This is a genomic window from Paraburkholderia tropica (assembly GCF_900109265.1).
GTDB lineage: Bacteria > Pseudomonadota > Gammaproteobacteria > Burkholderiales > Burkholderiaceae > Paraburkholderia > Paraburkholderia tropica.
The window spans coordinates 207,697-224,661 of sequence record NZ_FNZM01000012.1 but is presented as its reverse complement, the minus strand read 5'-3'; the positions used below and the strand labels follow the sequence as shown (position 1 = coordinate 224,661).

The 16,965-nt window shown below is 67.9% G+C and carries 17 protein-coding genes; 8 read left to right on the top strand and 9 right to left on the bottom strand.

The annotated features are described in order from the left end of the window. Nucleotides 1–83 precede the first annotated feature (83 nt). Genes BMY06_RS21475 through BMY06_RS21465 form a run of 3 tightly spaced genes read left to right on the top strand, consistent with a single transcriptional unit; the run spans nucleotide 84 to nucleotide 4,151 of the window. Complete coding sequence (locus tag BMY06_RS21475; protein WP_074985076.1) at nucleotides 84–626, top strand: (2Fe-2S)-binding protein; 543 nt, start codon at nucleotides 84–86, stop codon at nucleotides 624–626. Nucleotides 627–673: 47 nt separating this feature from the next. Beyond that, nucleotides 674–3,103, top strand: a complete 2,430-nt coding sequence (locus tag BMY06_RS21470) for a c-type cytochrome (RefSeq protein WP_390971112.1) — start codon at nucleotides 674–676, stop codon at nucleotides 3,101–3,103. A gap of 52 nt (nucleotides 3,104–3,155) precedes the next feature. Next, a complete protein-coding gene (locus BMY06_RS21465; protein WP_074985177.1) occupies nucleotides 3,156–4,151 on the top strand; it encodes an XdhC family protein in 996 nt (331 codons plus the stop codon). 51 nt (nucleotides 4,152–4,202) lie between these two features. On the opposite strand, the gene BMY06_RS21460 is transcribed toward BMY06_RS21465, so the two are convergent. The 3 genes from BMY06_RS21460 to BMY06_RS40480 form a co-directional block, all read right to left on the bottom strand. Then, on the bottom strand, nucleotides 4,203–4,610 hold the full coding sequence (locus tag BMY06_RS21460) for a DUF1801 domain-containing protein (protein ID WP_065059056.1): 408 nt from the start codon (nucleotides 4,608–4,610) through the stop codon (nucleotides 4,203–4,205). A 49-nt stretch (nucleotides 4,611–4,659) separates the two neighbouring features. Next, on the bottom strand, nucleotides 4,660–5,064 hold the full coding sequence (locus BMY06_RS21455; protein WP_065059057.1) for a hypothetical protein: 405 nt from the start codon (nucleotides 5,062–5,064) through the stop codon (nucleotides 4,660–4,662). A 293-nt stretch (nucleotides 5,065–5,357) separates the two neighbouring features. Further along, nucleotides 5,358–5,489, bottom strand: a complete 132-nt coding sequence (locus BMY06_RS40480) for a hypothetical protein (RefSeq protein WP_260696531.1) — start codon at nucleotides 5,487–5,489, stop codon at nucleotides 5,358–5,360. Between BMY06_RS40480 and BMY06_RS21450 the strand changes: the two genes are divergently transcribed. Together BMY06_RS21450 and BMY06_RS21445 are read left to right on the top strand one after the other, a co-directional pair. Then, entirely contained in the window at nucleotides 5,488–6,894 is a 1,407-nt protein-coding gene (locus tag BMY06_RS21450; protein WP_074985073.1) for a dienelactone hydrolase family protein, read from the top strand. The genes BMY06_RS40480 and BMY06_RS21450 overlap by 2 nt on opposite strands. Before the next feature lie 208 nt (nucleotides 6,895–7,102). Beyond that, on the top strand, nucleotides 7,103–7,330 hold the full coding sequence (locus BMY06_RS21445) for a DUF3079 domain-containing protein (RefSeq protein WP_065059059.1): 228 nt from the start codon (nucleotides 7,103–7,105) through the stop codon (nucleotides 7,328–7,330). Between the two features lie 50 nt (nucleotides 7,331–7,380). On the opposite strand, the gene BMY06_RS21440 is transcribed toward BMY06_RS21445, so the two are convergent. From BMY06_RS21440 to BMY06_RS21420, 5 genes are all read right to left on the bottom strand, one after another. Continuing rightward, nucleotides 7,381–8,469, bottom strand: a complete 1,089-nt coding sequence (locus BMY06_RS21440; RefSeq protein ID WP_074985071.1) for a DMT family transporter — start codon at nucleotides 8,467–8,469, stop codon at nucleotides 7,381–7,383. A 220-nt stretch (nucleotides 8,470–8,689) separates the two neighbouring features. Then, nucleotides 8,690–9,763, bottom strand: a complete 1,074-nt coding sequence (locus BMY06_RS21435) for a hypothetical protein (RefSeq protein WP_074985070.1) — start codon at nucleotides 9,761–9,763, stop codon at nucleotides 8,690–8,692. Beyond that, the gene (locus BMY06_RS21430; protein WP_065059062.1) at nucleotides 9,760–11,094 is read right to left on the bottom strand and encodes an MFS transporter; all 1,335 of its coding nucleotides are present in this window, start codon (nucleotides 11,092–11,094) and stop codon (nucleotides 9,760–9,762) included. Before BMY06_RS21430 ends, BMY06_RS21435 begins: the two co-directional genes overlap by 4 nt. Further along, nucleotides 11,091–12,263 carry an alpha/beta hydrolase gene (locus BMY06_RS21425; RefSeq protein WP_244144324.1) on the bottom strand — a complete coding sequence of 391 codons (1,173 nt, stop codon included), beginning with the start codon at nucleotides 12,261–12,263 and terminating at the stop codon, nucleotides 11,091–11,093. The genes BMY06_RS21430 and BMY06_RS21425 overlap by 4 nt, the downstream gene beginning before the upstream one ends. Before the next feature lie 64 nt (nucleotides 12,264–12,327). Next, on the bottom strand, nucleotides 12,328–13,446 hold the full coding sequence (locus BMY06_RS21420) for a porin (protein WP_074985173.1): 1,119 nt from the start codon (nucleotides 13,444–13,446) through the stop codon (nucleotides 12,328–12,330). Between the two features lie 181 nt (nucleotides 13,447–13,627). Between BMY06_RS21420 and BMY06_RS21415 the strand changes: the two genes are divergently transcribed. After that, nucleotides 13,628–14,575, top strand: coding sequence for a LysR family transcriptional regulator (locus BMY06_RS21415; RefSeq protein WP_065059063.1), 948 nt, complete (start codon nucleotides 13,628–13,630; stop codon nucleotides 14,573–14,575). A 24-nt stretch (nucleotides 14,576–14,599) separates the two neighbouring features. Here the strand turns inward: BMY06_RS21415 and BMY06_RS21410 are convergent, their stop codons facing one another. Further along, nucleotides 14,600–15,523, bottom strand: coding sequence for a LysR family transcriptional regulator (locus BMY06_RS21410; RefSeq protein ID WP_065059064.1), 924 nt, complete (start codon nucleotides 15,521–15,523; stop codon nucleotides 14,600–14,602). Between the two features lie 101 nt (nucleotides 15,524–15,624). On the opposite strand from BMY06_RS21410, the gene BMY06_RS21405 reads away from it, so the two are divergent. Beyond that, the gene (locus tag BMY06_RS21405) at nucleotides 15,625–16,575 is read left to right on the top strand and encodes a ketopantoate reductase family protein (RefSeq protein ID WP_074985068.1); all 951 of its coding nucleotides are present in this window, start codon (nucleotides 15,625–15,627) and stop codon (nucleotides 16,573–16,575) included. Continuing rightward, nucleotides 16,572–16,964, top strand: a complete 393-nt coding sequence (locus BMY06_RS21400; RefSeq protein ID WP_074985067.1) for a VOC family protein — start codon at nucleotides 16,572–16,574, stop codon at nucleotides 16,962–16,964. Before BMY06_RS21405 ends, BMY06_RS21400 begins: the two co-directional genes overlap by 4 nt. Nucleotide 16,965 lies beyond the last annotated feature (1 nt).

The following is a 16,965-nucleotide window of genomic DNA, read 5'->3' as shown; positions in this document are numbered from 1 at the left end:
GCCGCGCAGGGCGGTGGAGCGGGTTGTAGCCAGTCATGCCCTGTGCCACGCAGCCCGTGCTCACCTTAAATTCGAGTCAGTTCATGTTGCATTCCGCTTCCTTCGCGGGGCCGCTCACGCTCGGCGTGAACGGCACGACGCGCACCATCGAGGGCGCTACGCCCGACACGCCGCTGCTCTACATCCTGCGCAACGACTGCGAACTCAACGGCCCGAAGTACGGCTGCGGGCTGGGACAATGCGGCGCGTGCACGGTGCTCGTCGACGGCCAGCCGACGCGTTCGTGCGTGGTGCCGGTGGCGGCAGCGCGCGAGCGTGAAGTGACGACGCTTGAAGGACTCGGCACGCTCGACGCACTGCATCCGGTGCAGCGGGCGTTTATCGACGAACAGGCCGCGCAGTGCGGCTATTGCCTCAACGGCATGATCATGAGCGCGACCGCGCTCCTCGCGCGCAATCCGTCGCCCGATGAAGACGCGATACGCGACGCGCTGCGCTTCAATCTGTGCCGCTGCGGCACGCATCTGGAGATCGTGCGTGCCGTGAAGCGCGCGGCGCTGTATCTGCGGCAGGCGGATAAGATAGAACACGATCCGGAACACGAGCAGGGAAGCGAAGCGCAATGAGCGAGGACGATCCGCAAGGGCTGGCCTTGCGCGCCGATGCGGCGTTGATGGCGATGAACACGGACGCGAGCGCGCAGGAATCGGGCACGCTGCGTCGCGCGGATTACGCGTGGCCCGCGCAAGGTCGCGATGCCGATGCGCAACTGGCCGTCGAAGCGCGTCTCGCCGCTGATGGCACGATGACGAAGTGGCATTACCGCGCGCGTCTCGACGCGCAGGCCGAAGCTGAAGCCGTGCGGGCGGAAAGCGCGGCGCTGCCGCCGTTGCTGTATCGCCATGTGCAGGCCAGCATCGCCGTGGACGATCCCGCGTGCGCGATTCCCTCGCAGGCGCATGCGTTCGCGCGCGAATCGTTTATCGACGAAATCGCGCACGACGCGCAACGCGATGCAGTCGCGTTGCGTCTCGATCATCTCGACGCGAACCGCGACGCCGGTGCGCGCGAAGTCATTCGCATGGTCAGCGAGCGCGCGGCGTGGGGCGCGCCAGTGGCCGCGGCGGCTCAACCCGACTCGCCGTGGGTGCGCGGGCGCGGCTTTGCCTTCGATGGCGAACGTGCCGACGATCACGCACCGCCTTCAACGCCTGCGCTCGATTACGCGGATAAGAGCACGTCGGCGCAACCAGTGAAATCGGTGAAACAGGCGGCAAGCTGGTCCGCATGGGTCGTCGATCTCGACGTCAATCGCGCAACCGGCGATATCGCCGTGCGCCGCGTCGTAGCCGGTCAAGGCGCGGGCACGCCGGATCAGACTGCGCTTACCGGCATGCCCGCCTGGCAGATCGAGGAGGCCATCGCGCGCGCAACCGGCGTGCGTCGCCTCGCTCGCGCCACGCACGACGAAACCGGCTCGTCAGAAGGCAATCCGACTTCGGTTTCGCACGACCTGATCGATTCACCAATCGATTCGGAATCCGGATTAATTCAGCGTCGCAACGATCAAGACGAAAATCGTATCGATCAGATGAGCGCGCCCGCGGCCGCCGCCATCGCCAATGCGCTCTATGACGCCACGGGCGTGCGCTTTCGCGCGCCGCCGTTCGATCCCGACACGCTGCGTCGCGCGTTTGCGGCGGCGGGTCCGGCCGTGGCGCTCGATGCGCCCGCCGCGCAACGCCGTCCCTCGCGCTGGAAGCGCTGGCTCGCGGGCGGCGGCATCGGCGGCGTGGCGGGCGGGCTGATCGGCCTCGCGTGCTCAATGCTGCCCGGTCCTGCGTCCATCGCGCCCTTGCCCGCAGGCGCGAACGCCGACGCCTCGGCATGGAGCGCCGCGATGCTCGAACGCGGGCGGCAGATCGCCATCGCGGGCGATTGCGCCGTGTGCCACACGGCGCCCGGCGGCGCGACCAACGCGGGCGGCTTCGCGCTGGAGACGCCGTTCGGCACCGTCTGGTCGACCAACATCACGCCGGATCGCGAGACCGGCATCGGCGCGTGGACTTACGAAGCGTTCGCGCGCGCGATGCGTCAGGGCATTGCGCGCGACGGCCGTCATCTGTATCCCGCGTTTCCGTACACGTCGTTCGCGCGCATGAGCGACGCCGACATGATGTCGCTCTACGCGTGGCTCATGTCGCAACCGGCCGTGAAGCAGGCCGCGCCCGAAACGAAGCTGCCGTTCCCGATGAATCAGCGCCGCCTCGTGGCGGGCTGGAACTGGCTCTTCCACGACGACGCGCAGTACGCGCCCGATCCGCAACGCTCGGCGCTCTGGAATCGCGGCAAATATCTCGTCGACGGCGCGGGCCATTGCGGCGCGTGCCACACGCCGCGCAACGCGCTCGGCGCGGAAAAGGGCGGTTTCGCGTATCTCGCGGGCGGCAGCGCGGAAGGCTGGGCCGCGCCGTCGCTCGTGGCCGCGCACGCGGGCACGAACAGCAAGGCCGGCAAAAGCGGCGCGCCCGTGCCGTGGACCGAAGACGCGCTGTTCGCCTATCTGCGCACGGGTTTTTCGCCGGAGCACGGCGTGGCGGCGGGGCCGATGGCGCCCGTCGTCGCGGGGCTCGCCGATTTGCCGGAATCGGACGTGCGCGCCATCGCGCATTACATCGCGTCGCTGTCGCCGCCGGTCGAAGCGGCCGCCGCCGCGCAGGCCGCCGCTGCACGCGCCTCAGGCGCGAATGCCGATGCGCTCACCACGCTCGGTTTCCAGAACGGCCAGCGCATGTTCGAAGCGGCGTGCGCGGTGTGCCACGCGGCCTCGGGCGGCGTGGGCCACTTCGGCGTGCGTCCGCTGATGGGCCTCAATACGAGCGTGAGCCACGCCAGCCCCGACAATCTGCTGCACGTGCTGATGAATGGCATCGAGCAGCCCGCGACCGAAGGGCTCGGCTACATGCCCGGTTTCAAGGACAGTTTCGACGATCGCCAGATGGCCGAACTCGCGAGCTATATCCGCGCGCGTTATGCGCCGGACGAACCCGCGTGGCGCGATCTGGAAAGCGCGTCGGCGCGCGTGCGCGCACAGACGCATTGAGCGGCGCGATCGTCAACGCGCGCAGTATCCCGTGACGGAGGCAGACGTGAGCATGCAGGACGCGGATCGCGAAGTGCTGGAAACGGCGGCGCGCTGGCTGGCGGCGGGCCGCACGGCGTGGCTCTACACGGTGGTGCGCACGTGGGGTTCGTCGCCGCGTCCGCTCGGCTCGCTGATGGCTTTGCGCGACGACGGCCACCTCGTCGGCTCGGTGTCGGGCGGCTGCATCGAGGACGATCTCGTCGAGCGTCTGCGTGCGCAAGGGCCGCCGCGCGCGCGTGCATCGACGCTCGAATATGGACTGAGCGCCGACGAAGCGCATCGCTTCGGCTTGCCTTGCGGCGGTACGATGCGCCTCGCGTGCGAAACGCTTGGCGCGCACAGCCGGCTCGATGCGCTGCTCGCGGCGTTGCGCGAAGGGCAGTTGATGCGCCGCACGCTCGACATGCGCAGCGGCGCGGTGACGCTCGTGCGCGTGCAGTCAAGTACACAAGCGGACGCATTCAGCTTCGACGGCGAGCGCCTGACCACGATGCACGGGCCGTCGTGGCGCCTGTTGCTGATCGGGGCGGGCCAGTTGAGCGAGTACGTGGCGACGATGGCGCTGCCGCTCGGCTATGCGGTGACGGTCTGCGATCCGCGCGAATCGTATCTCGACGACTGGCGCGTGGCCGGCGTCGCGCGCGTGCGCACGATGCCCGACGACACCGTGCTCGCGATGCGCCCCGACGCGCGCATGGCCGTGATCGCGCTCACGCACGATCCCAAGCTCGACGACCTCGCGCTGATGGAAGCGTTGATGACGCCCGCGTTCTACGTCGGTGCGATCGGTTCGCGGCGCAACAGCGCGGCGCGCCGCGAGCGCCTGCAACTGTTCGGCGTGACGCAAGCGGCGCTCGACACGCTGCACGCGCCGGTCGGTTTGTATCTCGGCGGCAGCACGCCGCCCGAGATCGCGCTGTCGATCGTCGCCGATCTCACGGCGCGTCGGCATCGCGTGCCGGTCGATCGGCTGGCGGATGTGGAGGCGGGCAAGGCGCTGGTTTGAACGGTGCGCGAACGTTTTCGAGCGTAGTCGCGTGCCGTCACTGGCACGGCGTTACGCGCCCTTTGTCTTCGCGTTCTTCTTCAAATGCGCGCGGTTGTATTCGATGGCGGCGCGCACGAGCCGCTTGAGCGCGCGGGCGTCGACCTTGTCGCCTTCGGCATAGTCGATGGCGCGCCGCGCGTTGCCTTCGAGTCCCGCATTGAACAGGCCGTCCGGATCGGCGAGGCCCGCGCCGTGCGCGAACGTCACCTTCACCTTGCCCTTGTGCGCGTTCGCGACCGCGATGAGTCCGTCGCACGACCAGGTCGGGCTGCCCATCCATTTCCATTCTTCGACGATGGCGGCGTCGGCGCCGCGCATGCACGCGCGCACGGCGGCGAGCGTGGCGCCGCGCCAGTCGTCGATGCCGGCGATCAGTTCGTCGATGCGGGCGGAGGGGTTCGTCGGCGTGGTGGTCATCGCGTGCGATCCTCGGGCGGATGGAGGTGCCAGTATGCCGCGAAACGCGTTAGCGCTTGCGCCGGGTTTTACGGCGCGGCGCAACATACGTGGCCGCCGCGACGGTCGAGGCGGCCGTCAGCAGAATCAGGCTGCCCGCGATGAACGGCGCGAGCTGCGCGTGCACGGCGTCGGGCATCGGCGGCCCGGCGAGTCGTTCGACGCCATAGAGCACGGTCGGAATTTCCCACAGTAGAAACAGCGCGAGGCAATGCACGGCATAGGCCTTGAGCGGCGCGCGGCTCATCAGATAGAGCGAGAACGTGGCGAGCACGATCACGGTCGTGTCGCCCCAATGATGCAGCCGATACCAGTCGGGCAGCCAGTCGATCGCGCCGACGACGCGCAGGCCGAGCAGCCACGTCACGGTGTTGCCCGAAGCGAGGGCGAGGGCGGTTAGAAGCGGGGCCTTCATCGGGCGAATGCGCGAGTGCGGAAATACGAAAAGGCGACGATGTTAGCGGTTCGGTGCGCTCGCCGCCAGCGTAGTCGGCATCGCAACGCAGATAAAGTTGTTAATGCAACTAACGAAGTGAATGAGCTTAAATAAACGCACCTAACGCTACGTTCGATGCGCTCGCCCATCCGTATCAGCGAAGATTGGGTGGATTGGATATTAATCTGGATGCCGAAATAAATTAGATGATCGATGCGTTTGTTATGTCCTTGTAACCTGGCACTGTCCTGGCGTCGTTCAAGCGATTCGCTTCACGCGCTCAAGTTTTCCGCGAACGTGCCGTAGAGCACGGCGTAGCGGCGCGCGGGCTGAAGGATGGCGAGCGTGAAAGCGGCGAGTCCAGCAGCGCCGCGCGCAGCCCGTTCTCGAACCCGATCCACCATGACGTCACGCCTGAAATTCACGGTTTCCCTCGTTCTGATGGCTTTCGTTTGTCTTGCGACGCTGGCGCGCGCCGCGTTGCCGACCTACGACCCGGACGTCGAGCCCGCCGCGCCGCTCAATGAAAAGATCCTGCGCGTGCCCGTGCAGGCTTCGCCGCGCGTCAATCTCGAAGTGACCGTGTATATGCCCGCGCAGGGCGGCCCGTTTCCGCTCGCGCTCGTCAATCACGGCGCGTCCGACGATCCGCCGAATGCGCCGCGCGTCGCCGATCAGTTCATCCCGTGGTACTTCCTGTCGCGCGGCTACGCCGTCGCCATGCCGATGATGCGCGGCTTCGCGCAATCGGGCGGCCATATGACGCCGCACGGCTGCAACGTGCTCGCCATCGGCGCGGATGCCGCGAGCGATATCCGCAAGGTGCTCGACGTCGTGAAGACGCTGCCGGGCGTGGACGCCACGCGCATCGTCGTCGCGGGCAAGAGCATGGGAGGCTGGAACACGCTGGTGTTCGGCGCGGCGAATCCGCCTGACGTGAAAGGGTTGCTCAATTTCGCGGGCGGCGTGAAGGAGAGCGATTGCAGCCAGCCGGACGCGAGCCTGATCGCGAGTGCCGCCGAACTCGGCGCGCGCACGCGGCTGCCGTCGATCTGGTTTTACGGCGACAACGACCAGATCTTTTCGAGCGCGACGTGGCACGGCATGTTCAGCCGCTACACGGCGGCGGGCGCGCACGCCGAACTCGTCGATTACGGCGCGTTCCAGAAAGACGCGCACGCGATGACGGCCTCGGGCGCGGGCCTGCCGCTGTGGGTCGAAAAAGCCGATGCGTTTCTCGCGGGCATCGGTCTGCCGGGCCGCGAAGTCGCCCCTGAATATTTGCCGCGCGCGGCGCCGCGGCCGAGCGGTTACGCCTCGCTCGACGACCTGGCGGCCGTGCCGTTCCTGAGCGCGCAGCAGAAGGCGAAGATCTATGCGGGGTTTCTGGCGGCGCCGCTGCCGCGTGCGCTGGCGATCGGCAGCACGGATGCGATCTGGGCGTCGGGCGGTTTCGATCCGGCGCGCACGGCTCTCGCGCGCTGCTGGCAGACCTCGCAGTACTGCCAGATCTATGCGATCGACAAGACCGTGGTCTGGCCGCGCCAGCCGGATGCGCCGCCGCGCACGCAGTTCGCCGCGTTGCAGAACGTGAATGCGGTGCCGTTTTTGCAGCCGCCCGGGCGGCGCGCGTATGAGCAGTATCTGGCGACGGTCCGTCCGCGTGCGTTCGCGATTGCGCCGGACGGCGCGTGGGGCGCGGCCTCGGGCGTCGATGCGATCAGCGAAGCGCTGGTGCGATGCGGCAACGCCCACGAAGGCTGCCGGATCTATTCGGTCGATGGCGACGTGGTCTGGGCGGGAAAGTGATCGTCGCGTCAAAGTGCAACTAACTGCCAGTCCCGTCCCGCACCACCGAATCGGGCGCGCGTGGCGCGGTTATGTTCCACGCGTCGTTTTTGATCTTGTTATTCAGGGTGGAATCGGCGAGAGCTTACTGCGGCAATGCGTCTCTGGAGTGCTTTTGCAGGCGGACTATATTGATTTTTATATCGTCTGGATTGTTTCACGCACCGTCATGGCCAGGAAATTCCCGCTGCATCCCTCGCATCCCGAGCGCGTCTGCTGGGGTTGCGACCGCTATTGCCCCGCTGCGTCGCTCAGTTGCGGCAACGGCTCCAGCCGCACCCAGCATCCCGTCGAATTGCTCGGCGACGACTGGCTCGAATACGGCGATTGGGGCTTTGATACGTCGGACGAGTCGCCTGCAAGTCCATCCACCTTCGAAGCCGCCGCTTCGCGCTGAATCTCAATCTCCCACGCTGGCTGTTTGCGCGCGATTTCACGCGCCTGCGCTCAATGCGAATGCCGGTGATGCACGTCGGGGAAATGCGCGTGCGTATGCGTGAGCGGCAGATGCCGGTGCGCGTGCGTATGCGGCTCGGTGCCGTCCCAGTCGAAATCGTGATCGTGCTGATGATGCGCGTCGTGACGATGCCGATGCGTGTGATCGAGCATGTCGTGCGTGTGTTCGTGCTCGTGGCGCTCGCGCACGTGCAGCCAGACGCCGAACGCCATCAGCGCGAGCGCGAGCCAGAACGTGACGGCGGGGCGCTCGGGCCAGATGCCCAGCGAGAGCGCGACGCCGAACAGCGGCGCCACCGAAAAATACGCGCCGGTGCGCGCCGAGCCGAGATCGCGCAGCGCCACCACGAACAGCACGAGACTCACGCCGTAGCCCGCGAAACCCACGGCCATCGCGCCCGCGACGCGCGCGGCGTCGGGCCAGTGCGCGCCGAGCCAGAACGCCACGCCCAGATTCACCGGACCCGCCACGAGGCCCTTGATGCACGCGATCGTCATGGCGTCGTTGGCGGAGACCTTGCGCGTCAGATTGTTGTCGATGGCCCAGCACAGGCAGGCCGCCGCCACGAACAGCGCGCCGGGCGCGACGCCCGGCGAACCCGCTGCATGCGCGCCCGATCCGGTCCACGACAGCAGCACGCCGCCCGCGACGATGGCGGCCATGCCGAGCGCGATCGGCGTATCGAAATTTTCGCGAAAGCACAGCCAGGCGATCAACGCCGTGAGCACGCCTTCGAGATTGAGCAGCAGCGAACTCGTGGCGGCAGGCGTGCTGACGAGCCCGAGCATCAGCAACGCGGGCCCGGCGACGCCGCCCGCGGCGATTGCGCCCGCGAGCCACGGCAGTTCGGCGAGGCGCAGCGGGGCGTGGTCGGGCGGGGCGTCGGCGGTCCGGCTCAGTCGACTCAAGCGGCGCACCAGCATCGCAACGGCGAGACCCGCGCCGCTGCCGAGATAGAAGAGGCCCGCCACCATGAACGGCGGCATGGCGCCGAGCAGCGCCTTGGCGAGCGGCGTGGCGGCGCCGAACAGCGCGGCGGCGAACAGCGCCGTGGCAATGGCGCGATGATGCGGTTTCATGGTCGGGCGAAGGTCGGGACGAGCGGTGCCGGGCGTGTTCGTCCCGCTGAATGTGCGCGGTGGGAGGGGAATTATCGCGCGATTTGCGGGGCGTTGCGTATCGTGGGGGCTTCAAGTCTCACGAATGCACCATGCGGGAATATCGCGAAACGCGCGTCCGCGATGAGCGGCGACAAGCTTCGATAACCCGCGATAAACCTCGCACGGCATACCCGCACACTCACCCGAACAGCGCCTCGCGTCCCGCGGGCGAACCGAAAATCGCGTCGGCGTCGTGACCCGCGCCCGCGATTTCGTGCGTGGTATGCGTACTCGCGTGCGGATGCCGCGCGCGCATGTACTGCGCCCAGGCGCGGCCGCGCGCGAGACGATGTGCGCCTTGCGTCATCGCTTCGCACGAACGGTCGAGCGCCGGATGCGCGGGATCGCAATCGCGTTCGCCGAGCAGCAAGATCACATGACGGCGCGCGTACTGCGCTTCGAGCACGCGCGGATCGAGCGTCGCCGTGTCGTTTGTCTGCATCGCGCGCGCGTACGGCGGCAACGCGTCGAGCCCGTATTTCCAGCGATTGAAACCAGGACAGCGCGCCGCGTCGAACGGCGCGAATCCGCCCGCGCCATCGGGGCGCTGCGCATCGAAATACACATACGACGACGGATTCGCGATCACATAACGCAGCGCCACGCCGCGCGCGGCGAGCGCCGCTTCGCCGGCCGCGAGCACCGCGTAACGCTGCACGACCTGCGCGCCGCCCGAATGCCCGGCGATCACGACTTCGCGCAGCACCGGAAAGCGCACCGTGTCGGCGAGCGCGGCCAGCAGCGCATCGACGACATCGAAGGAACTGAGCGGCGCGGGACCGTGCGCGTCGTCGCCGCCCATCCAGTTGGTCCAGTCCCAGCGCAGCGTGGAGGGCGGCAGGCGATGCGCGTCGATGTCGGCGTCGGCGAGAAACTGCGGGACGAGCAGCAGCGTGTCCTGCGCGGCGCGATTGCCCGCGGCGTGGGCGCCGTCGCGCGCGCGTTGCGCGAGCGCGAAGTAGGCGTCGGCGTTGCGCAGCCGGCCGTGCAGCAGGATCACGGCGCGCGTGGCGTCGTTGCGCGGCGCGTTCCAGCCGCTCGACGTGTAGAGCGGAACCGTGCCGCGTCCGCGCGCGGTATCGACGGCGAATCGCTGCGGCGCGACTGCGGCGACGGGCCGTTCGTTGGGCGCGCGTTCGTCGTGGACGCTGTCCTGCGCGCTATTTTGGGCGCGGTCGTCGGCGTGACGATGAGGCGTGGTCGACGAGGTCATGCTGCGGGGCTCCGTGGCGAGGCGAGGCGGCGGTCGTCGGCGTCGCGGTGGCCGCGTCGCGTCGCAGCCACCAGCACGAGCGAGAACAGCCCCGCGAAAATCAGATAGAACGCGGGCGTGAGGCTCGAACCCGTGAGGCGCGTGAATCCGGTGATCGTGAACGGCGCGAGTCCGCCGAACAGCGTCACCGCGACGTTGTACGAGAGCGCGACGCCCGACGAGCGGCTGCGCACCGGAAAGAGCGTCGCGAGCATGCCGGGATGGCCCGCCGACATCGCCGCGAGAAAGACCGTGGCGATCACCTGCGCGACGAACAGCCGTTCGGCCGAAGGCGCGGCGACCACGTAGACGAACAGCGGATACGCGCAGGCCATCCACGCGATCGTCACCGGATAGAACAGCCGGTACGCGCCGTAGCGGTCCATCAGGCGGCCCGCGAGCGGAAACAGGAACAGGTTCAGCACGCCGCAGAAGAACGCGCCGCGCAGCGCGACCGCGAGCGGCAGGTGCAACTGGCGCTCGACGTAGACCGCCATGTACGAGTGCCACACGTAGTTGGTCGCGGCGCCCACGGCGATCACGCCCATCGCGCAGAGCGCGGCGCGGCCGTTGTCGCGGAAGAACTGGCGCAGTGAAACGCGCGGCGGCTTGCCTTCGTGCGCCCGCAGTTCGACGAATTCCGGCGATTCGGCCACGCGATGGCGGATATAGAAGCCGATCGGGCCCGCGAGCGCACCGCAGAGAAACGGCACGCGCCAGCCCCACGCGACGAGTTGCGCGTGCGTGAGCTGCGTCGTCAGCAGATAGCCGGTGCCCGACGAGAGCAGCAGCGCGAACGACTGCGCCGTCATGTTGAAGCTGCCGTAGAACATCTTGCGGCCTGGCGGCGCGTACTCGACGAGCATCGCCGAAGCGGTCGCGAACTGGCCGCCCACCGACAGCCCTTGCAGCAGCCGCGCGAACACGATCAGCGCGGGCGCGGCGAGGCCGATGTGCGCGTAGCCGGGCGTGAGGCCCATCAGCAGCGTGCTGGCCGCCATCGACATGATGATGAGCGAGAGCGCGCGGCTGCGGCCCATGCGGTCCGCGTAGAGCCCGAGCAGAATGCCGCCGAACGGCCGCACCACGAAGCCGATCGCGAAGGTGGCGAGCGTGAGCATCAGCGAAAGAAAGCCGCTGCCCGCCGGGAAAAAGACCTGCGCGATGATCTTCGAAAAGTACGCGTAGATCAGAAAGTCGAACCATTCGAGCCCGTTGCCGAGCACCGAGGAGAAGATCGCGCGACGGACCATCGCGGGAGAGAGCGACGACGGGTTCGGGCTCATGGTCATGGCGCGCACCCCGCCGTGTCGAACATCGCGGCGAGCGCGCACGCGGACGTCAGCATGCGCGCGCCGTTGTGACCGACGCCCGGCACCACGTGCAGCGTCTGATCGAGGCCTTGCGGATGGCGCGCTTGCAGATAACGGAAGTACGCGTGCGCGCGCGCGACGCGCTGCGGGCCTTGCGCCTCCGCGGGACAACTGCGGTCGAGCGCCTTCTGTTGCGGATCGTCGTCGTTGCCGCCGACCAGATAGGTCACGCGACGCCGCGCGTAGGCGGCTTCGAGTTGCGCGGGCGTGCGGTCGGCGAGATAGGCGGGGCGTTGCTGCATGCCGTATTTCCAGGTGTCGAAGTCGGGGCACGCCTGGGCGTCGACGGGCACGGGGCGTTCGGCGTCGAAATACGCATACGACGACGGGCTCGACACCACATAGCGCACGTCGATGCCGGCCTGCGCGAGCGCGCCGAGATCGCGCGCCGCGACGGCGTAGCGCTGCACGACCTGGCCGCCGCCCGAGTGGCCCGCGAAGATCACATGGCGCAGATTGGGAAAGCGCGTGCGGTTGGCGAGCCGTGCGACGATCGCGTCGAGCACCGCGTACGAACTCACGGCTCGCGGCGCGACGGCGGCGTCGCCGGCCATCCAGCCGTTGGCGTCCCAGCGCAGCAGATCGGCGGGTTCGTCGCGGCCCGCGAAGTCGAGCGTCGCGAGGAATTGCGGCGCGATCAGGAGCGTGCCCGATGTGTCCACACCCGAGCCCACACCCGTGTCCGCGCCCGTGTTCGCACCCTCGGCAGCGGCGGCGTCGCGCGCGGTTTCGGCGCTGTGGAAATAGGTATCGGCGTTGCGCAGCTTGCCGTGAATCACGATGATCGCGCGCGTCACGGCGGGCTGCGGGCGGTCCCAGTCGCGCGAGACGTAGAGCGCGAATTCGGCGGGACCGCCAGGCGTGTCGATGCGCATGCGCGTATCCGAAATGTGCGAGACCGGACGCAGATGCGGCGAGTAGACGTGCGCGGCATCGCCGGGCGCGGCGTGCGCGGGCGCGCCGATGCACGCGAGCGTCATGGCGATGGCCGATGCAGTCAGCGATGCCCTGCGCGCGAACGCCGTGCGCCTGACCGGCGATTGTGCGTTCGCCGCGCGCGACGGCGGCCCTTCGGGATTGCGTGTCATGCGTACCACTCCATCAAACGGATGCGTGCGAGGCGTCGGTGTATCGGTGTATCGACGTCGGCGCTCAAAAGCGATGAAACATGCCGAGCGTCACGCCGGTCTGGTTCGGCCCGTAGGCCGTGCTGTCGGTCGTGCCGACGGGCGTGTATGTGCTGCTCGTGCCGTTCGCGTAACGCGTCGCCTGGGCGTAGGCCACGGTCGCGTAAAGCGACGTGCGCTTCGACAGATCGTATTGCGTGCTCAGCACGCCCATCCACGTATTCGATGCGCCGGGCGTCTTGTTGAGGTCGTAGTAGTACGCGGCCGTCAACTTCAGATGACGCATCACCGGATAACGCGCGCCCGCGAACAGCAGCGCCTGCGATTCCGATGCGCTCTTCGTCGGGTTGTACAGATAGTGTTCGTAGCCGCCGAGCAGTTCGAGCGCGCCGAGGCTCTGGCGCGCCGATACGCTGTAGTTGCGCGATTTCGTCCACTTGCCGCTCGAATTGATCGCCCCGTTGCGGTAGTCGTAGGCGATGGCGACGCCGAAGCTGCCGCCATCGTAATCGAGCCCGCCGCCGTAGGCCGCGCTGCTCTGGAACGAGTCGGCGTCGCCGCCGAAGCTGTAGTCGGCGATCGCCGTCAAACCGGCGAGGCGTCCTACGTACTTGACCGAATTGCTGTTGCGCGCGCGAAAGGCGAAGTCGTCGGACGAGCCGGTCGTCGGGAACCACGTGTACTGCTGCGCGAACGACATCGGATCGTAGCGCAACAGAATGTCGTACATCGCCGTGTATTGCAGGCCGAACGACAGCGAGCCGAAGCGCTCGTTCGACAGACCGACGGCGGCCGTGCGGTTGAACAGCGTGTCCGCCGTTGCCTGGGTGCCGTCGTTGCTGTTGAAGCCCGACTCCAGCACGAACCATGCGCTGTTGCCGCCGCCGAGCGGTTCGCTGCCGCGCACGCCGAAGCGCGAGTTGTGAATGCCGCCCGAGTTTTCGCGCACCAGCGAGCCGCCCGTGGCGCTCGCATGCGAGAGGAACTCGACGTTCGCGTCGATCACGCCGTACAGCGTGACCGAGCCCGTGCTCGCGCCCGCGCCGCCGGTCGCCAGTTGCAGCGCCTCGTCGATTTCGCCTTGCGCGTGGGCCGCGCTCCAGCTCGAAATAAGAATGGCTGCCGCGGCGGTGTGCTTTTTCATGGTGGTCTCCGATTGTCGTTTTTGCGTCGTTTTGTGCTGCGCTTCGCTGCGCCGCAAGGGCGGTCGGGCGAAGTCCACGCATCGTAGGGTTGCACGCGATAGATGTAAAATATCGATTCGATGACCCTCCCATATGTTGAAAATATGGGAGCCGCGTAACCGATCCAGGAAGCCAGAAACGATGGAGCTACGCCATTTGCGGTATTTCCTCGCCGTCGCCGAAGAGCGGCAGTTCACGCGCGCCGCCGAGCGGCTGGCGATGCAGCAGCCGCCGCTTTCGCAGCAAATCCGGCTGCTGGAGGAAGAAGTGGGATGCGAGCTGTTCGTGCGGATGCCGCGCGGCGTCGAACTCACGCCCGCCGGCGAGGCGTTCGCGCAGACCGCCACGCTCGTGCTGGAGCGCTTGCAGCAGGGCGTCTCGCACGCGCGTCGTATCGCGCGCGGCGAGCTGGGGACGATCTCGATCGGCTTGACGAGTTCGGCGGGTTTTCATCCGCTCACGACGCAGATCATTCGCGCGTTCGGGGCCGCGCAGCCCGGCATCGAAATCGAACTCGCCGAACTCAACGCCGCCGAGCTGATCGAGCGTCTGCTCGCGCGGCAAGTCGACGTCGCCTTTCTGCGCAAGCCCGTGGAAACGCCCGCCGATCTGTCGTTCGTGCAACTGCTCGACGAACCGATGGTGGTGGTCTTGCCGCTCGGGCATGCGCTGCTCGGGCGCGACCGGGACGGCGACGGTGATGGTGGCGGTGATGGCGAACCGCCCGCGCTGCCGCTCGAAGCGCTCGCCGGCGAAGATTTCATCCTCGTGCGGCGGCCCGGCGCGCCGGGCATGTACGCGGATTTTCTCGCCGCCTGCAAGCGCGCGGGCTTTCTCCCGCACGTCGCGCGCGAAGTGCCGCGCATGCTCACGGGCATCCACATGGTCGCGGCGGGGCTGGGCGTGACGCTGGTGCCGGCGTCGATGCGCCACTACGACCACGGTAATGTGGTGTTTTGCCCGCTGAGCCGCGCGCATGGACTCAGCGCGCCGCTGCATCTCGCACATCCGGCGACGATGCACAATCCGGCGGCCGAGCGCTTCGTGGAATTTGCGCGGGCGAGTCAGGTGCAAGCGCGCGCGGGCTGAACCGGCAGGACGAACGCGCGAACTTCAGCCTTCGAGTCGATTTCCCGCCGCGCCAAACAGCCGGGCGACGACCGAGCGCAGCCAGCGGTTGCCCGCCTCGTGATGGTAGCGCGCGTGCCAATGCTGCCGCACGGCGAATCCGTCGACGGGAATCGGACACGCATGCACCGCGAGATCGCTCGCCTGCGCCAGCGTCTCGCCGATATGACGCGGCAGCGTCGTGATCAGATCCGTGGTCTGCACGATTGCGCCCAGCCCCAGAAAACCCGGCAATTCGAGCGCGATCTGCCGTTCGATACGCTCGCGCACGAGCGCCTGTTCGAGCAGCGCCGTGCCCGTTCCCGCGGTGATCGCCACGTGTCCTTCGCTGCGATACGCCTTCACGCTGAGCCGCTTGCGAATGCGCGGATGATGGCGATTCGCGAGGCAGACCCAATCCTGCTCGTAAAGCTGCTGCTGATAAATGCCGCCGCTCAGCCACGGCACGTAACCAATCGCGAGATCGGCTTCGCCCGATTCCAGCGCGCGCTCCGTATTGCCGTCGATGCGGGCGGCTTCCAGCCGCACGCCCGGCGCCTGCGCGCGCACATGCGCGAGCAGACGCGGCAGCAGCGTGACGTGGCTCGCATCGGTCATGCAGATGCGAAAGCGCCGCTGCGCCGTGGCCGGATCGAAGGCGATTTCCCAAGCCGAAAAGCGCCGTAACGATTCGAGGATTTCGCGGCACGGACCGATCAGCGCGTCCGCCTGCGGCGTGGGCGCCATGCCGGCCGGCGTGCGGATAAAGAGCGGATCGTGCAGATGCTCGCGCAACCGCGCGAGCCAGATGCTGACGGTGGGCTGGCTCTGACCGAGTTGCTCGGCCACGCGCGTGACGCTGCGCGTGTCGTAGAGCAGGTCGAACAGTTGCAGCAGCTTGAGGTCGGGGAGTTCGGTCGGGGTCGTCACGATGCACCATTATTGCGTGAGGCAATGACGACATTGTAGCCATTGCATTGCGACATTGACCGGCGGCTCTTATCGTGGCGTCACACGTTAAGGAGACGCTCTTGAAAATTGCCATTCTGGGAGCCGGCGCGCTGGGCTGCGCGATCGGCGCCACGCTGACCGAAGGCGGCCACGAGACCTGGTTGATCGACCGTTCGCCCGCGCATGTCGAGACGATGCGCACGCACGGATTGCGCGTCGACGACGCGCGCGGCTCGCGCCAGGTCGCCGTGCGCGCGACCACGCAGGCCGCGGAGGTGGGCGTGGCCGAAGTCGTCATCGTGCTCGTCAAATCGTTTCATACCGACGCGGCGATTCGCGGCGCGCTGACGCTCGTCGGGCCGGAAAGCGTCGTGCTGTCGCTGCAGAACGGCCTCGGTCACGAAGACATTCTGGCCGATGCCGTGGGCCGCGAACGCGTGCTCGCGGGCAAGACCTATGTGGGCGGCGTGCTGCGCGGCGCGGGCCATATCGAGTCGGGCGTCGTGGGCAAGCACACGGTGATCGGCGAACTGGATGGACGCGTGACGGCGCGCGTGCAACGCATCGCCGCAGCGTTCGATCAGGCGGGTCTCGCCACGCAGGTCAGTGACAACATCGTCGGCGCCATGTGGGACAAGCTGCTCGTGAACGTGGCCACGGGCGCGCTCACGGGCCTCACGTCGCTCACCTACGGCCAGCTTTACGAGGAGCCGCTGCTCAAGGCCGCGTCGCTGGCGGCGGTGGCCGAAGCGATCGCGGCGGCGCAGGCCGCGGGCGTCACGCTGTCGATGACCGATCCGGAGCAGGCGTGGACGCTGGCGGCCGACGGTCTGCCCGCCGCGTTCAAGACCTCGATGCTGCAGAGCCTCGAAAAAGGCTCGGTGACCGAGATCGACTTCATCAACGGCTCGGTCGTGCGCTGGGGCGCGCGTCATGGCGTGCCGACGCCCGTCAACGCGACGCTCGTCGCCTGCATCAAGGGCGTGGAGCGCGCGATGGCCGACCGGCGGCAAGCGCAGGCGCGGGCATGAGCGCGCCGAAAGCCTATCTGGAGCACGTCGCCCTTTTCGTGCGCGACATCCACTGGCATATCCGCTTCTTCGAGGACGTGTTCGGCATGACGATGCGCGAGGTCGACGGCACGCTCGACGCGCCGCGCCAGTTCTGGACGCTCGGCGGCATGCAGTTCATCCAGATGGCGGATTTCGCGGGCCCGGAAGGGCGGCTCGGTCATCTCGGCATCATGTGCGAGGACGTCGACGCGGCGCTCGCGGCGGCGCGCCGTTACGACGTGCAGCCGATGCCGCAAGGCGCGAACTGGCTGCGTCTGCCCGATGGTCTCGCCATCGAATTCATTCAGGCGAAGCCCGCGCGCTGTGTCGCGCAGGCGCTCGCCATCGATCCGCGCGCGGAGGCATGAC

Coding starts and splice junctions, on each gene's coding strand:
- BMY06_RS21430 (WP_065059062.1), bottom strand. CDS start 11,094: ATGACCATGAGCCCGAACCCGTCGTCGCTCTCTCCCGCGATGGTCCGT.
- BMY06_RS21415 (WP_065059063.1), top strand. CDS start 13,628: ATGGAGCTACGCCATTTGCGGTATTTCCTCGCCGTCGCCGAAGAGCGG.
- BMY06_RS21450 (WP_074985073.1), top strand. CDS start 5,488: ATGACGTCACGCCTGAAATTCACGGTTTCCCTCGTTCTGATGGCTTTC.
- BMY06_RS21460 (WP_065059056.1), bottom strand. CDS start 4,610: ATGACCACCACGCCGACGAACCCCTCCGCCCGCATCGACGAACTGATC.
- BMY06_RS21455 (WP_065059057.1), bottom strand. CDS start 5,064: ATGAAGGCCCCGCTTCTAACCGCCCTCGCCCTCGCTTCGGGCAACACC.
- BMY06_RS21440 (WP_074985071.1), bottom strand. CDS start 8,469: ATGAAACCGCATCATCGCGCCATTGCCACGGCGCTGTTCGCCGCCGCG.
- BMY06_RS21435 (WP_074985070.1), bottom strand. CDS start 9,763: ATGACCTCGTCGACCACGCCTCATCGTCACGCCGACGACCGCGCCCAA.
- BMY06_RS21425 (WP_244144324.1), bottom strand. CDS start 12,263: ATGACACGCAATCCCGAAGGGCCGCCGTCGCGCGCGGCGAACGCACAA.
- BMY06_RS40480 (WP_260696531.1), bottom strand. CDS start 5,489: ATGGTGGATCGGGTTCGAGAACGGGCTGCGCGCGGCGCTGCTGGACTC.
- BMY06_RS21445 (WP_065059059.1), top strand. CDS start 7,103: ATGGCCAGGAAATTCCCGCTGCATCCCTCGCATCCCGAGCGCGTCTGC.
- BMY06_RS21400 (WP_074985067.1), top strand. CDS start 16,572: ATGAGCGCGCCGAAAGCCTATCTGGAGCACGTCGCCCTTTTCGTGCGC.
- BMY06_RS21465 (WP_074985177.1), top strand. CDS start 3,156: ATGCAGGACGCGGATCGCGAAGTGCTGGAAACGGCGGCGCGCTGGCTG.
- BMY06_RS21420 (WP_074985173.1), bottom strand. CDS start 13,446: ATGAAAAAGCACACCGCCGCGGCAGCCATTCTTATTTCGAGCTGGAGC.
- BMY06_RS21475 (WP_074985076.1), top strand. CDS start 84: ATGTTGCATTCCGCTTCCTTCGCGGGGCCGCTCACGCTCGGCGTGAAC.
- BMY06_RS21470 (WP_390971112.1), top strand. CDS start 674: ATGGCGATGAACACGGACGCGAGCGCGCAGGAATCGGGCACGCTGCGT.